This is a genomic window from Psychrosphaera sp., assembly GCF_982872775.1.
The window spans coordinates 18,955-33,550 of record NZ_CEYNSH010000035.1 but is presented as its reverse complement, the minus strand read 5'-3'; the positions used below and the strand labels follow the sequence as shown (position 1 = coordinate 33,550).

At 40.6% G+C, this 14,596-nt stretch carries 15 protein-coding genes and 1 tRNA gene; 9 read left to right on the top strand and 7 right to left on the bottom strand.

Features of this window, described 5'->3' with window-relative positions; translation table 11 throughout:
• Positions 1–97: 97 nt before the first annotated feature.
• The 4 genes from AC4E96_RS10665 to AC4E96_RS10650 form a co-directional block, all read right to left on the bottom strand.
• A tRNA-Met gene (locus AC4E96_RS10665) sits at positions 98–174 on the bottom strand.
• 475 nt (positions 175–649) lie between these two features.
• Positions 650–1,741: a redox-regulated ATPase YchF gene (gene ychF / locus AC4E96_RS10660; protein ID WP_490255803.1), complete on the bottom strand. Its 1,092-nt coding sequence runs from the start codon at positions 1,739–1,741 to the stop codon at positions 650–652.
• A gap of 39 nt (positions 1,742–1,780) precedes the next feature.
• Positions 1,781–2,371 (bottom strand): aminoacyl-tRNA hydrolase, encoded by a 591-nt coding sequence (gene pth / locus AC4E96_RS10655; protein WP_490255802.1) that lies wholly within the window; start codon positions 2,369–2,371, stop codon positions 1,781–1,783.
• A 25-nt stretch (positions 2,372–2,396) separates the two neighbouring features.
• Positions 2,397–3,020 (bottom strand): 50S ribosomal protein L25/general stress protein Ctc, encoded by a 624-nt coding sequence (locus AC4E96_RS10650; protein WP_488032691.1) that lies wholly within the window; start codon positions 3,018–3,020, stop codon positions 2,397–2,399.
• A 256-nt stretch (positions 3,021–3,276) separates the two neighbouring features.
• Between AC4E96_RS10650 and AC4E96_RS10645 the strand changes: the two genes are divergently transcribed.
• A complete protein-coding gene (locus AC4E96_RS10645) occupies positions 3,277–3,681 on the top strand; it encodes a hypothetical protein (protein WP_488032690.1) in 405 nt (134 codons plus the stop codon).
• A gap of 14 nt (positions 3,682–3,695) precedes the next feature.
• Entirely contained in the window at positions 3,696–4,145 is a 450-nt protein-coding gene (locus AC4E96_RS10640; protein WP_490255801.1) for a hypothetical protein, read from the top strand.
• A gap of 98 nt (positions 4,146–4,243) precedes the next feature.
• On the opposite strand, the gene AC4E96_RS10635 is transcribed toward AC4E96_RS10640, so the two are convergent.
• The 3 genes from AC4E96_RS10635 to lolB all read right to left on the bottom strand — a co-directional run bounded on the left by AC4E96_RS10635 (position 4,244) and on the right by lolB (position 6,853).
• Entirely contained in the window at positions 4,244–5,200 is a 957-nt protein-coding gene (locus AC4E96_RS10635; RefSeq protein ID WP_488032688.1) for a ribose-phosphate pyrophosphokinase, read from the bottom strand.
• 72 nt (positions 5,201–5,272) lie between these two features.
• Positions 5,273–6,241, bottom strand: a complete 969-nt coding sequence (ispE, locus tag AC4E96_RS10630) for a 4-(cytidine 5'-diphospho)-2-C-methyl-D-erythritol kinase (RefSeq protein WP_490255800.1) — start codon at positions 6,239–6,241, stop codon at positions 5,273–5,275.
• Entirely contained in the window at positions 6,242–6,853 is a 612-nt protein-coding gene (lolB, locus tag AC4E96_RS10625; protein WP_488032686.1) for a lipoprotein insertase outer membrane protein LolB, read from the bottom strand.
• A gap of 185 nt (positions 6,854–7,038) precedes the next feature.
• Between lolB and hemA the strand changes: the two genes are divergently transcribed.
• The 7 genes from hemA to AC4E96_RS10590 all read left to right on the top strand — a co-directional run bounded on the left by hemA (position 7,039) and on the right by AC4E96_RS10590 (position 14,525).
• Positions 7,039–8,289, top strand: a complete 1,251-nt coding sequence (gene hemA, locus AC4E96_RS10620) for a glutamyl-tRNA reductase (RefSeq protein WP_490255799.1) — start codon at positions 7,039–7,041, stop codon at positions 8,287–8,289.
• Positions 8,286–9,371: a peptide chain release factor 1 gene (gene prfA, locus AC4E96_RS10615; protein WP_488032684.1), complete on the top strand. Its 1,086-nt coding sequence runs from the start codon at positions 8,286–8,288 to the stop codon at positions 9,369–9,371. The genes hemA and prfA overlap by 4 nt, the downstream gene beginning before the upstream one ends.
• A 7-nt stretch (positions 9,372–9,378) precedes the next feature.
• Entirely contained in the window at positions 9,379–10,239 is an 861-nt protein-coding gene (gene prmC, locus AC4E96_RS10610; protein ID WP_490255798.1) for a peptide chain release factor N(5)-glutamine methyltransferase, read from the top strand.
• A gap of 87 nt (positions 10,240–10,326) precedes the next feature.
• Entirely contained in the window at positions 10,327–11,877 is a 1,551-nt protein-coding gene (locus tag AC4E96_RS10605) for a DUF3369 domain-containing protein (protein WP_490255797.1), read from the top strand.
• Positions 11,878–12,064: 187 nt separating this feature from the next.
• Positions 12,065–12,427: a SirB2 family protein gene (locus AC4E96_RS10600; protein WP_490255796.1), complete on the top strand. Its 363-nt coding sequence runs from the start codon at positions 12,065–12,067 to the stop codon at positions 12,425–12,427.
• Positions 12,428–12,452: 25 nt separating this feature from the next.
• Complete coding sequence (locus tag AC4E96_RS10595) at positions 12,453–13,256, top strand: tetratricopeptide repeat protein (protein ID WP_490255795.1); 804 nt, start codon at positions 12,453–12,455, stop codon at positions 13,254–13,256.
• A 27-nt stretch (positions 13,257–13,283) separates the two neighbouring features.
• On the top strand, positions 13,284–14,525 hold the full coding sequence (locus AC4E96_RS10590) for a DUF819 family protein (protein WP_490255794.1): 1,242 nt from the start codon (positions 13,284–13,286) through the stop codon (positions 14,523–14,525).
• The last annotated feature ends 71 nt before the right edge of the window (positions 14,526–14,596 follow it).

The window sequence follows — 14,596 nt, the reverse complement described above, 5'->3', positions numbered from 1 at the left end:
CTCACACCCGAAGATACTGGAACCTAAATCCAGCGCGTCTACCAATTCCGCCACTCCCGCAAAATCTTTTAACTTGAGTTTGGTAGTGGTATCGAATTGGTGGCTACGCCCTGATTTGAACAGGGGACCCCATCATTATGAGTGATGTGCTCTAACCAGCTGAGCTACGTAGCCATCCTTTGTTTCGATTACCGCCTCAAGCGATGTGGCGTATTATGCTGATGCGACCCTCACTCGTCAACAGCTTTTTTAAATAAATTGTGATGATTTTGTTTGTTTGGTTTTAAAATGGACAGTTTGTGCAAAATTTGAATAAATATGGCTGTTTTTAGTAGTTATCTTTGATAAAAAGAACCAAATTCTTGAAAGAAAAATGAATCGTAATTCCTAATTTTGAACAAAAATTTGTGACCAAAGTACAAATATACCTTTCTAAAATTTGGATTATTTATATAAAACCAGAATTGAGTGATTAATTATCGATCAAGTTAAGTGTTTCTTTCAGAAGTTGACGTTAGAAGGGCTTTAAATTGAATGAGGGAGCAGTGGTAGTTGAATGAAAACAAACATAAAAAAACAGAAAATATTAATCGGATAGAAAAAAGGCCTCTTAAAAGAGGCCTAATTATACAAAACAGGTGAATGTTTTTTAAACGTTGAATCGGAAGTGGATTACATCACCGTCTTTAACAATATAATCTTTACCTTCTAGACGCCATTTACCCGCATCTTTGGCACCAGACTCACCATTATTGTCAACATAATCGTCGTAGCCAACGATTTCGGCTCTAATAAAGCCTTTTTCAAAGTCCGTGTGGATCTTACCAGCCGCTTGTGGAGCTGTGCTTCCTTCAGGGAAAGTCCAAGCGCGAACTTCTTTCACACCAGCGGTGAAATAGGTTTGTAAATTAAGTAATTCATAACCAGCGCGGATAACACGGTTAAGACCTGGCTCGTCGATACCTAAGTCTTCCATAAACTCTGCTAATTCGTCGTCTTCTAATTCAGAAAGTTCCGATTCAATCGCGGCACATACTGCAACAACCACTGCGTTTTCGCCTTTTGCAATTTCTTTTACTTGATCTAAGAATGGATTGTCTTCAAAACCGTCTTCCGCCACGTTAGCAATATACATAGTTGGCTTCATTGTAAGAAGGTTTAAGTAGTTAATTGCCGCTAGCTCTTCTTTTGTTAGTTCGACTGAGCGAGCCATCCCACCTTCGTCAACAACCGGTTTTAGCTTTTCTAAAACGGTATTTTCGAACTTAGCGTCTTTGTCGCCGCCTTTTGCTTTTTTGGCATTGCGTTGTAAAGCGCGGTCGATTGCTTCCATATCAGATAACGCAAGTTCAGTATTGATTACATCGATATCTTCTTGAGGATTTACTTGGCCAGCAACATGGACAATGTTTGGATCGTCAAAACAACGCACAACGTGACCAATTGCGTCGGTTTCGCGAATATTTGAAAGGAATTGGTTACCAAGACCTTCACCTTTAGACGCACCTTTAACCAAACCTGCAATATCAACAAATTCCATAGTGGTTGGAATGACACGCTGAGGGTTTACAATCTCTGCAAGTTTGTTAAGGCGTAAATCTGGAACAGGAACCACACCTGTGTTTGGCTCGATGGTACAAAACGGAAAGTTTGCTGCTTCGATACCAGCTTTAGTTAATGCATTAAATAGAGTTGATTTACCAACGTTTGGCAAACCTACGATGCCACATTTAAAACCCATGATGGTTCCTTAATAGTTGCTTTTATCTGTATAAAAGTATTATTCAGCTTTGAATGAATGCAGACGACTCTGCGCTTTTTTCAAATCTTGTTTAAACCAAATGTCGAGACTGCGAACCGCTTCATCAACAGCGGCATCAATCTTTTCTTGATCTGCACTTGGCGCTTTACCTAATACCCAACCTGTTACTTTTTCGCGACTGCCAGGATGACCAATGCCAACTCGCAATCGATAAAATTCTTTGTTATTCGCCATTTTTGCAATGATGTCTTTTAAACCATTATGACCACCATGGCCGCCGCCTTTTTTAATTTTAGCAACGCCAGGAGGGAGGTCCATTTCGTCATGTGCAACGAGTATTTGCTCTGGTTTAATTTTATAAAAGTTTGCCAAGGCAGAGACAGCTTTACCACTTAAGTTCATAAAGGTGGTAGGAGTAAGTAATTTAACTTCTTGGCCATGCAAAATGACTTTGCCTGTATAACCAAAATATTTGCTGTCGTTTTTGAGAGTAACATTGTTGCTGCGGCAAAGTTCTTCGATGAACCAAGCGCCAGCATTGTGGCGGGTATATTTGTATTCGGGGCCCGGATTTGCCAGGCCCACGATTAGTTGAATATCAGTACTCACTTAGTGTACATCTATTCAACGCAGATTATTCAGAATCTGCTTCTTCAGAAGCTTCTTCTTCATCAGCTGCTTTTGCTTTTGGTGCGCTCAAGCTAACAACAGCTTGGTCGTGATCTTCACCTTTAGCTAGTTCAACTGATTCAACACCTGCAGGAAGTGTTAAGTCACTGATGTGTAACGTTTGACCAACTTCTAAGCCAGCAACGTCAACTTCGATGAACTCAGGTAGGTCTTTAGGAAGACACGTAATTTCAAGTTCAGTCATAGTGTGGTTAACAATCGCGCCGCTCTTAGTAGCAACATCTTCACCGATGAAGTGAACTGGTACGTTAGTGTGTAACTTGTGACCAGCTTCAACACGTTGGAAGTCCAAGTGCATGATTTGTGCTTTATAAGGGTGACGTTGTACGTCTTTTAAGATTACTTCTTCTTTAGTGCCATCGATAACTAGAGTTAGGATGTGAGAGTAGAAACCTTCGTGTTCTTGAGCTTGCCAAACTTTGTTGTGCGCAAGAGCGATTTGTTGAGTTTCTTTTTCTGCACCGTAAACGATAGCAGGAACTTGGTTAGCGTGACGAAGGCGGCGGCTCGCACCAGTACCTTTTTCATTGCGAACTGTAGCTTCTAAAGTGTAAATAGCTTCAGACATGGAATTCTCCAAAATACATAAATAAAAAGATTGTTTTCTCCCGCGACCAAGAGAAAACTCATACCCCAAATCTTGGGGGCGGCGTATTTTAAAGGAAAGTGGTTGTTCCCTCAACTGTTTATTTTGAAATCGATGGTAAGTTGGGTTGTTTCTTGAACAGAGACATTTTGAAAGACACCTTGTGTACGGGCAAGAACCTTATTAATATCTTTTTATAACCTCTAATAAACAATAATAAAAATGTAGGTATTATTTTATGAACCGTTTAATAAGATTAGTTGGTGTGTTGCCACTTCTTATCATTCTAGTGATAAGTATTTGGGATGTTGTCGCTAATCACAAACTCTCCATACCCACTTTATGGTGGATGGTTTTGGGTATTAATGCAGCGATGGCGTCTTTAAAATTGGAGCAAGTACGCGATGGTATCAAGGGTATTCTGTATTCCGGTATTATTGTAAACGTGTTACTTGTTGTGACTTATCTACTCGGCCAAGCACATGACTCAATAACAATTGTTGTTTTTTTATCTTACAGTGTATTTGCCTATTTAGTTTCTATACTGGATTTAATCAATACTCGGTTTGTAAGAATGAGTAAATCAGAACGACCGTTTTATTCAAGCGAAAAAGTGTCAAACGAATCGGACAACCAATCTTAAAAGTTGAGAACGCTATGCAAAACAAAAATATTATTACTTCACCTTTATCGGCATTGGTTCTGGCCTTATTTTCAAGTTTGTCTTTGGCGGGATGTGTCAGCTCACAAGAAGAAATCGAAGATGAAAACATCGTGATTCTTGATGATCGAAATATGAGTGTCGTTAACAAAGTTGTTGTATTTAAAGATGCAATGAAAAAGCAATGCTTTGGTGACGGTATTGCGTTAGATAAAATGGAAAAAACGTTAAATATTGCAGGCATTGAAGTCTTTTGTGCAGAACGCCATAAAGATGGCATGGTTTACCCACAAGTGTGTGGCAACGATGAAGGTACCGTGAATGTCTTTTCTATTGCTGAAAGCGATTTGGAGTCAGCTAAGACGCTGGGCTTTTCACCAATTAATAATCTAACTCAAGCTAACATTACCAGTGCTTGCCTAAATCTTAAGAAACAGAAAAAGTAAACATCAGAGTGAATGTACAACTCTGAATTTGAACCCTAATTTAAAGCTAAGAAAAAGCGGCTATCAAGCCGCTTTTTCTTAGGATATCTACTGTGTAATTAGTGGTCAAACATTGCAGAGATTGACTCTTCATTGCTCAAGCGGCGTATTGCCTCAGCAAGCATATTACCTAATGTGAGCTGACGCACATTAGGCAGTGCGGCAATGTCCTCAGCAAGAGGAATAGAGTCGGTGACGATGACTTCGTCAATAACAGAGTTTTGTAGGTTCTCTACTGCATTACCAGAAAAAACAGGGTGGGTGGCATAGGCAAATACGCGTTTCGCACCGTGTGCCTTTAACGCTTCTGCCGCTTTACAAAGGGTGCCACCGGTATCGATCATGTCGTCGACCATAATACAGTCGCGACCTTCAACGTCACCAATGATGTGCATGACTTGAGCAACATTGGCTTGAGGACGACGTTTGTCGATAATCGCTAAGTCTTTGTCGTCGAGTAATTTCGCAATTGCACGTGCTCGCACTACACCACCAATATCAGGTGATACAACGACAACATCGTCAGCAACATCGAACCCTTTTTTACGTAAATCATCAACCAGAATAGGGCTGCCAAATACGTTATCTACCGGTACGTCGAAGAAACCCTGAATTTGTTCTGCATGTAGGTCGACGGTTAATACACGGTCAACACCAACGCTAGACAAAAAGTCAGCAACAACTTTAGCAGTAATTGGTACACGAGCAGAGCGAACACGACGGTCTTGTCGAGCGTAGCCAAAGTAAGGGATAACTGCAGTAATTCGGCCAGCTGATGCTCTGCGCAGAGCGTCAACCATGACGATGAGTTCCATTAAGTTATCGTTACAAGGGGCACAAGTAGATTGAATGATAAATACATCGGAGCCGCGAACATTATCATTGATTTGAACGCTAATCTCACCGTCGCTGAAACGGCCAACAGTGGCACTTCCAAGGTCGATGTCAAGACGGTTACTGATGATTTCGGCAAGTTCTGGCGTAGCGTTTCCAGCGAAGAGCTTTATATCAGGCACGGAGATATCCTATAGCTATATGCTTTTAGTTTATAGTTGAGAGTAGTCACAAATGGACCAATTCTCTAATGTTTATTGGCCAAACAACGTTTGGTGCGTTGGTGAAATGTTACAACCCTTAGCAACAAATCCAGTCAGTTCGACAGGCAGCCGACGAAATATCTCATTTGCTTCGCTTTGCGAACAAAATTCAGCAAAGACACAAGCGCCAGTGCCAGTCATTCTGGCCGGGCCATATTCTAACAACCAGTTTAGTGCTTTGGCAACGTTTGGGTAGCCTTTAACGACTAAGTTTTGAAAATCATTTTTAAATTGTTCATCAATGGCTTGGTAATTAATTTCAGCAAGGGGAATCTTACTTGTATCACGTGGTAAATCCGGAGAATTAAACAACTGCCCAGTATTGACATGCGCAGCAGGAGTTAAGACTAAGTACCACCTTTCATCGATTGGATAATCACTGAGTTTTTCACCGACGCCGTCGGCAATTGATGTTATGCCACGTACAAAAATCGGTACATCTGCGCCTATTTTTAAGCCTATGGCTTCAAGCTCATTTAAATTAAAATGGAGTTGCCATATTTCATTGAGTGCAAGAAGCGTTGTGGCTGCATTTGATGAGCCACCACCGACACCGCCGCCCATAGGCAGGCGCTTTTCTAAGTATATGTGAGTTGGAAAAATATGCTCTGTTCTATTCTGGTTTTGGGCTTCTAAAATAATCGCATCTCGGGCTTTGGTCACGAGATTATCTTCTGTTTCAAGTTCTGGGTTTGAACAACCAAACGAGTGTTTATTGGCGCTCGAAGCTTCAAACTTCATTTCATCACCAAAATCCAGAAAGTGAAAAAGACTTTGAAGCTCGTGGTAACCATTTGGGAGTCGGCCATTTATATGTAAAAACAAATTTAATTTAGCTGGGGAGGGAACCGTTAATGGAAGTTGAATGACACCGTCTGACTTTGAAGGCCTAGGTATAGATGAAAAGTAATTTAAATTGGAATTAGGGTTGTTAGAACTAGATAAAGTAGCGTGGTTCATTTAATCGATTTTCCAGTCATTGATTTTCATTTTAATTCTATTAGTTGTGGAGTTAATGACGATATTCTGTGGCAATAAAAAAGAGTTCGCGTTTATGCGACTCACATATTGAACACTCCAAGTTTTGCTCAAGTTTGAATTCTCACCATCAAAAATAAAGTGCTGAACTAAACCGTTTTCATCTTTCTTCAACGCACTTACCTGACTGGCATTCACTTTACCTAGCATCCAATCGGCAATATACCCTAAAGGAATGGTTTGTCCGGTTAGGCTGAAGAGCAAAGATTGCGGCTCCTCGCCCGTATATTGCTCACCGTTTATATAAATTGTTGTTTGTTCATTGAAGACTTTGATAGAAAAAACATCGATTCCAAGAATGGTAGAAACGACGAATTGGAAATTGTCATCCGCTTGTTGCCAGAAAAAGTTGCCTGCTTGTTTTTTTCCGTTTTCAGACAATAAGATTTTACCACTGGCAGTCCAATACTTAATATCGTTAATCGTTTTGGGGGCCGAGTAATTCGCAGGTTTTTGAGTGTATTGATTATCAAATGAAGAACAACCACTTAAAACGAGCACAATCAAAAACAGTGATATTTTTAGCCAAGTCATCTTTAATCCCTTATCAAACCGATATAAACGGCGGAAATCTGCCGGAAAATAGAACCGGTTCGTGGATTTTAAATTATATTATCAGTTTATCTGAATACAATATTCGATTGAATAGACTTTCAAAAAGTCTGGGTTTTTCGTAGAATTGCATGCTTTTTCAATTCTGAGACCATTTTAAGCTAAATATGACCGTTCTTGCACTAGGTATAAACCATAAATCTGCATCTGTAGAGCTAAGAGAGCGACTGGCGTTTACGCCAGAGCGACTACCTGAAGCATTAAAAACGATCAAAAATGACGCTGGCTGTGATGAAGCGGTAATTCTCTCTACCTGTAACCGAACAGAAATATATTGTTTTGGTGAGCAAGCCAACAGTGAAAGTTTGGTGCAATGGCTATCCCAGTTTCATCAAGTCTCAGACCAAGAGCTATCAGAGCATGCGTATATTTACAAAAATGTCGATGCTACCAAACACCTGATGCGAGTTGCCAGTGGTTTAGACTCAATGGTATTGGGCGAACCTCAGATATTAGGCCAAGTAAAACAAGCCTATCAGCAAGCAAAATCCGTTGGTACAGTACAAACTTATTTTGAACGTATGTTCCAACAATCATTTTCCGTTGCCAAACAAGTCCGTACTGAGACTGACATAGCAGTAAATGCAGTGTCGGTGGCCTATGCCGCTGTGACGCTTGCTAAACAAGTGTTTGGTGAATTTAACGGTAAGAAGGTGTTGCTCGTTGGAGCAGGTGAAACAATAGAACTTGTAGCAAAGCACATATTCGAGCAAGGGGCGACAAATATTGTCGTTGCAAACCGAACATTAAGTCGAGCAGAGACCATTGCAGAGCAGTTTGATGCTCGTGTTTGTACGCTAAGCCAGATTAGTGAAGAGATTTTAACTGCTGACGTAGTAATCAGTTCAACGGCAAGTACTTTGCCGATTATTGGTAAAGGCTTAATAGAAAATGTTTTCAAACAGCGCAAGCACAAGCCAATGTTTTTGGTCGATTTGGCCGTGCCAAGAGATATCGAGCCTCAAGTGGCTGACTTAGAAGACGCTTACCTTTATACGGTCGATGATTTACAAGAAATCGTTGCCAGTAATATGCAAGCAAGAACAGAAGCGGCGGCTGAAGCAGAGTTAATTATAGATTCAAAAGCGAGTATCTTTTCGGACTGGCTAAGTGCTCTTGATTCCGTCGATTTAATTAAAGAATACCGCACACAAAGTCTGGCAATTAAAGATGAATTGTTAGCACGTGCAAAGAACCAATTACAAGCTGGTAATGATGCAGAAAGCGTAATTACTGAGCTAGCCAACAAATTAACAAACCGACTTATCCATTCACCGACGTCCGCATTAAAAGAAGCGGCGGAAAAACAAAACAAAGATGAGTTGGCGATACTTAAAACCGTTTTGGGGATCCAATGAAAGAATCAATCTTTAGAAAATTAGAAGCGCTTGTAGAGCGTTTTGAAGAAATTCAAGCTTTGTTAAGTGACCCTGAAGTTATTTCAGATCAAGACAGATTTAGAGCGCTTTCAAAAGAGTTTTCTGATCTTGAACCGGTAACAAAAGCGTTTACTGATTTTCAAACGGCGCAAGAGAATCTCGAAGAAGCGAAATTGATGCTTGAGGAAGATGACGCAGAAATGCGCGAAATGGCCAATGAAGAAATTAAAACAGCAAAGGCAGACATCGAACGTTTAGAAGACGAACTCCAAGTACTCATGCTTCCAAAAGATCCGAACGATTCAAATAACTGTTTTGTAGAAATCAGAGCGGGCGCCGGTGGTGATGAAGCAGCCATTTTTGCGGGTGACTTGTTCAGAATGTACAGCCGTTATGCCGAATCAAAGCGCTGGAAAGTTGAAATCATGAGCAGTAATGAAGGCGAACACGGTGGTTTTAAAGAGATTGTGGCGCATTTCACTGGTGATGATGTTTACGGAACGATGAAGTTTGAATCGGGCGGTCATCGAGTCCAGCGCGTACCTGAGACAGAGTCTCAAGGTCGTGTACATACTTCTGCTTGTACCGTCGTTGTAATGCCTGAAATCCCAGAGGCGGAAGCGATCGAAATTAACCCATCGGACTTAAAAATTGATACCTACCGTGCATCAGGTGCCGGTGGTCAGCACGTTAACAAAACCGACTCTGCTGTACGTATTACTCACTTACCTACGGGTATTGTGGTTGAATGTCAGGACGAGCGTTCTCAACATAAAAACAAAGCGAAAGCTATGTCAGTTCTTAGCGCACGTATCCAAGCGGCCGAAGATGAAAAGCGCAGTGCTGAAGAAACGGACATGCGTCGTAACTTAGTTGCAAGTGGTGACCGTTCAGAACGTGTTCGAACCTATAACTTCCCTCAAGGCCGTATGTCAGAACACCGAATCAATTTAACTTTATATAAGCTAAATGAAATTATGGAAGGTGATTTGGATTGTGTTTTGCAGCCACTAATGACGGAGTATCAGGCAGACTTATTAGCGTCAATGTCTGAAGAGTAATAGAAGAGTGAATATAAGCGAGGCGTTATCTACTGCCGAGCAACGCATTGGGCCTTTGTCAGATACAGCAAGGCTCGATGCAGAAGTCATTTTATGCCATGTTCTTAATTGTAATAAGACATACTTATTTACATGGTCTGATAAAGTCATCAATAAAGAGGACCTTGAGCTTTTTTTGCAGTTGGTCGAGAAGCGAAGCCAAGGCCGACCGGTGGCACACATTACAGGGAAGAGAGACTTTTGGTCACTTTCTCTTAATGTAAACGAAAGTACATTAATCCCAAGACCTGATACCGAAACGTTGGTCGAAACCGTTTTAACAGAATCCGCGCTATTACCTTCATATCCTAATTTAAAAGGGCTAGATCTTGGCACAGGAACGGGCGCGATTGCATTGGCATTGGCCAGCGAATTACCCAACTCTCATTGGTTGGGCCTAGATTATTCAGACGAGGCTGTTGCACTGGCCAAGTCTAATCAAGAACTTAACAAAATAGACAACTGCCAGTTCTCGCAAAGTGACTGGTATAACTACCTTTCCAAAGAAAGTGACCAGTTCGACATCATTGTCAGTAATCCACCTTATATAGATCCAGAGGACGCTCACCTGAAGAATGGAGATGTTCGCTTTGAGCCTTTAAGTGCACTCGTTTCAGAAGAGCATGGTTTGGCGGACATCAAGCATATAGTAACAAACGCGACTCAATATTTACGGCCAGGTGGATTATTGGCAATAGAACACGGTTATGATCAAAGCGCTGCTGTACAAAAAATCTTTACCAAAAACCGCTTCGCAAAAGTCACGACGATCAAAGACCTAGGTCAAAATGATCGCATCACCATTGGCTATTTAGATTTAATAGGTTAATCTTTAAGTAGCATATGGAATAGTTATTCTTTGAAATAACAATTACTTTTAATAAAGTATTCAAAAATTGACTGGAGCGCGAAGAGTATGGCTGAAGATTTTTTATTTTCAGGTGAGCAGGCTGAAGAAGTAAATCAACCAACGATTGGCACATGGAAGGTATTAATAGTAGATGACGAACCTGAAGTCCATGCCGTAACCAAACTCGCGCTGAGTGATTTTACCTTTCAAGAAAAGTCTTTAGAATTCTTAAGTGCCTATTCTGGCTCTGAAGCCATTGAGCTATTAAAAACGAAAAAAGATATCGCCATTGTCTTACTTGATGTCGTCATGGAAACCGACGATGCAGGTCTAAAAGTGGCCGACTACATCCGAAACGAACTACAAAATGATAGTATCAGGATCATCCTTCGAACCGGACAACCTGGTCAAGCTCCGGAACGTCAGGTTATTGTTAATTATGATATTAATGATTACAAATCCAAAACAGAGCTTACTGCGCAAAAGCTGTTTACCGTAATAATGTCGGGACTTCGTTCTTATCGTGACATTATGTCGTTGAGAACCAGTGAAGTTGGCCTTAAAAAGATCATTTCAGCCTCTGCTGATATTTTCAATGTTGCATCGATGGAGCAGTTTATAGATGGCGTTATGTTGCAATTGACGTCTATTTTAGGATGCGGCGAAGAACAGGCAATGTATGTCACCAATAGCTTGATGGTTAACTGTAAACCTGTTGAGAAAAGTACTGACTTGAGAGTTGTCGCAGGCCAAGGTAGGTTTAGCTCAGCGATAGGTAAAAGCATCAGTGAAATTGAAGAAATAATTGATGATGAGTTAAAAGGCGCATTTGAAGAAGCAATATCACGTAAGGCTATTGTCTATCGTGGAAACTTTTTGATTGCTTATTGCCACAGTCGATTTAGTACCAATTCGTTGCTGTTTGTTTCTGGAATTCCAACAGATGTTACTGAAAACAAACGTAATTTAGTTGAGCTTTTTGCTCACAATGTGCAAGTCGCCTATGAAAATATTCAACTGAAAATAGAGTTGGAGGCTTCTCAGACTGAACTACTACAGCGACTAGGAGGGGCAATTGAAAAGCGCCAGGACGACAAAGATAAACATATTGAAAATGTAGGGACACTCTCGAGACTGATTGCAGAATTGTATGGTCTAAGCGACTCTCAAACAGAGTTATTACACCGAGCCTCAGCGTTACACGATGTTGGTAAGTTGGGGGTGAGCAGAGCCGTTTTATCCAAGACAGAAGAATTGACGGATCAGGAATGGAATGACATAAAGGCATCCCCTAGCCACGGTTATGATATTTTAAAAGGCTCTGAGCGAGAACTTATTCAAATAGGGGCAATTGTTGCACAGCAACATCAGGAAAATTGGGATGGCAGTGGTTATCCGAATGGTTTGAAAGGTACAGATATTCATATTTATGCAAGAATTGTTGCCTTAGCAAATGTATATGACTCGCTACGATCGACCTTGAGCTATAGCAAGGCCTGGACACATGAGCAAGCATGCCAGTTCATTATTGAACAAAAAGGCAAAAAGTTTGACCCAAAACTCGTAGAGTTGTTTGATAATAACCAATCCAAATTTGATGCCATTTATCGGCGCTAGAAGTAGAGAAAACGAGTTTGTTTTCTGATATAATCCTCCGACTATAAACAGATCGATTACACTTTGGTGGCATCGATCTTTTGTTATATAGAAACAGCAGAAATAAAAGAATCAATCGATTCGCTAGCAAAAACTTTTACTAAAACGAGAAGCCTAGTGTACTAGGTCAAAATAAAAAGGATTCATAATGTACTTGGGGTTAAAGCATTCACACTTAATGTTTGTCATGTTGAGTGTCATTCTATTCTACTATCGCTTTTTTGTAGTACAGATTCGTGGTAACACACTGCCTAAAATACTCAAAATTTTACCTCACGTTATCGACACATTATTAATCGGTACGGCTATTGGTCTTTGTTTTGTTTTAGGTCAATATCCGTTTTTAGTTTCTTGGTTAACGGTAAAAGTTTTGTTTGTTATTGGCTATATCGTTTTTGCAGCGCTTGCAATTAAAGCCACGTCAAAAAGTAAAGGTGTCCAGTGGTTATCTGGCGCATCTATTTGTTTAGTTTTAGCTGCATTTATGGCAATCACTAAAACATCATTCTGATTGCATCATCATTTTAAGAGAGTATATGTCCGCAAATTGGTTTTTGTCGCTGGATAAAAGCAGCGATATTTTATTTGAAATTTTAGAACTAGAACAGAACTGGCAACACGATATCAGCTTAGATAGAGTATCGACGTCAATAAGTTCGGCAGTCCAGTTTTTAGAAACGTATACTAAAAACCAAATACTAAACCAAGACTTATTGTATAAAGTGTTAGACGCTATCTATGATGAGCTGGCATTTTCGGGGCCTGGGCTACAATCGTTACCAGAATCTGCGTTGGGTTCGGTAGGTTATTGTGCTACGGCAAGAACGGGAAACCATTTTACTTTGGGTATTGTTGTTTCTCATTTATTGAATGAAGTGGGTTTTAAGTCTTACATTGCCGAGTTAGAGCAAGATATTGGCTTGGTTGTAATGCTTAATAACGCTGAAATGATCGTTATTGACCCACTATCGGGGGCGACTGACTACCTTATCACGAGTGATGACATGAACGAGAGTTTTGTCAGTGGCTTGGCTAGCTTCGCAAAGCCAGTACCGAGAGATGAGTTAGTTAAAGAAGTTATATCAGAACAAAAAGTGTGTCTCCTCGCTGAGGGGCACTTAGAAGAAGCTCTTGCCTGTGTCGAAACTATGATGGAGATGTTACCTGAAGACCCTTATGAAAGAAGGGACAGAGGTATTGTTTTACAACAACTTGATTGTGAGCAGTGGGCCAAAGATGATTTAGATTATTTTATTAAAGCCTGTCCAAATGATCCAATGGCGACATTTTTCAAAATGCAAATGGAAGAACAAGTACTTCCAATACATACGATCCATTAAAAAATAATATTATAAGGGTTGGGTTTCATGCCAGTAATACAAAATGAGGCGACACTATTTGGTGTGCTCGCCATGATCTTGGGTCTCGTGTTTTACACTAGTAAAAGCGAGCAACCTTTTTTTAAACGATTTTATCGCTTTGTACCTGCACTTTTATTGTGTTATTTCATTCCATCATTACTTAATTCATTTGGCCTTGTCGGCTCTGATGCGAGTGCAAATATATATTACGTAGCGTCACGATTCTTGTTACCAGCATGTATTGTGCTTTTGACAATAAGCGTAGATTTACCCGGAATATTAAAGCTAGGCCCTAAAGCAGTCACAATGTTTTTAACCGGTACTATCGGTATTGTAATCGGTGGCCCAATAGCCTTGTTGATCATGAGTTATTTTGTTCCAGAACTACTTGGAAATAGCGGCCCACAAGATGTTTGGCGCGGCATGACAACGGTAGCAGGCAGCTGGATTGGAGGTGGTGCCAACCAAACAGCGATGAAAGAAATATATGAAGTCGGGGATACAATCTTTTCATCGATGATTGCAGTTGACATTATAGTAGCGAATATTTGGATGGCGGTACTGTTGTTTTTGTCAGGAAGCGCCAAAGCAATTGATGCAAAAGCAGGTGCGGATACAACAGCAATTACTCAGTTGCAGAAAAAGGTAGAAGAACACCAATCAAAAAATGCGCGCATACCGCAGCTAAATGACTTGATGTTTATTTGTGCTGTCGGCTTTGGTGTTACGGGGATTGCCCATGTATTTGCCGATGTTATCACGCCATTTATGCAAGCGAATTATCCATCATTAGCAAAGTATAGCTTTCACAGTAAGTTTTTCTGGATGATTGTCAGTGCTAGTGCTATGGGTATCGCATTGTCTTTTACTCGATTTAGAAAAGTAGAGCACGCAGGTGCCGCAAAAGTAGGCAGCGCGTTTTTGTATTTCCTCATCGCCGCGATAGGGCTAAAAATGGATATCACCGCGATAGTAGATAGTCCGGTGTACTTCGCGATCGGCGCTATTTGGATGTTAGTCCACGCATCATTAATGTTAGCAGTTGCAAAAATTATTAAAGCGCCTCTGTTTTATATGGCGGTAGGCAGTCAAGCAAACGTAGGCGGGGCTGCATCGGCCCCAATAGTTGCCTCGGCATTCCATCCTTCATTAGCACCAGTAGGGGTGTTATTGGCCGTGTTTGGTTATGCAATTGGTACTTTTGCGGCGTGGTTCTGTGGACAGTTACTACGAACTATCGCTAGTTAGACTATTATTTAATTATCAGGCATTACGCCTAACTACATTTTTAAAGAGAAATATTGATGACATCTCAAATT

Coding starts and splice junctions, on each gene's coding strand:
- ispE (WP_490255800.1), bottom strand. CDS start 6,241: ATGAACCACGCTACTTTATCTAGTTCTAACAACCCTAATTCCAATTTA.
- AC4E96_RS10595 (WP_490255795.1), top strand. CDS start 12,453: ATGTCCGCAAATTGGTTTTTGTCGCTGGATAAAAGCAGCGATATTTTA.
- AC4E96_RS10650 (WP_488032691.1), bottom strand. CDS start 3,020: ATGTCTGAAGCTATTTACACTTTAGAAGCTACAGTTCGCAATGAAAAA.
- AC4E96_RS10640 (WP_490255801.1), top strand. CDS start 3,696: ATGCAAAACAAAAATATTATTACTTCACCTTTATCGGCATTGGTTCTG.
- AC4E96_RS10605 (WP_490255797.1), top strand. CDS start 10,327: ATGGCTGAAGATTTTTTATTTTCAGGTGAGCAGGCTGAAGAAGTAAAT.
- hemA (WP_490255799.1), top strand. CDS start 7,039: ATGACCGTTCTTGCACTAGGTATAAACCATAAATCTGCATCTGTAGAG.
- AC4E96_RS10590 (WP_490255794.1), top strand. CDS start 13,284: ATGCCAGTAATACAAAATGAGGCGACACTATTTGGTGTGCTCGCCATG.
- AC4E96_RS10645 (WP_488032690.1), top strand. CDS start 3,277: ATGAACCGTTTAATAAGATTAGTTGGTGTGTTGCCACTTCTTATCATT.
- AC4E96_RS10600 (WP_490255796.1), top strand. CDS start 12,065: ATGTACTTGGGGTTAAAGCATTCACACTTAATGTTTGTCATGTTGAGT.
- ychF (WP_490255803.1), bottom strand. CDS start 1,741: ATGGGTTTTAAATGTGGCATCGTAGGTTTGCCAAACGTTGGTAAATCA.
- lolB (WP_488032686.1), bottom strand. CDS start 6,853: ATGACTTGGCTAAAAATATCACTGTTTTTGATTGTGCTCGTTTTAAGT.
- prfA (WP_488032684.1), top strand. CDS start 8,286: ATGAAAGAATCAATCTTTAGAAAATTAGAAGCGCTTGTAGAGCGTTTT.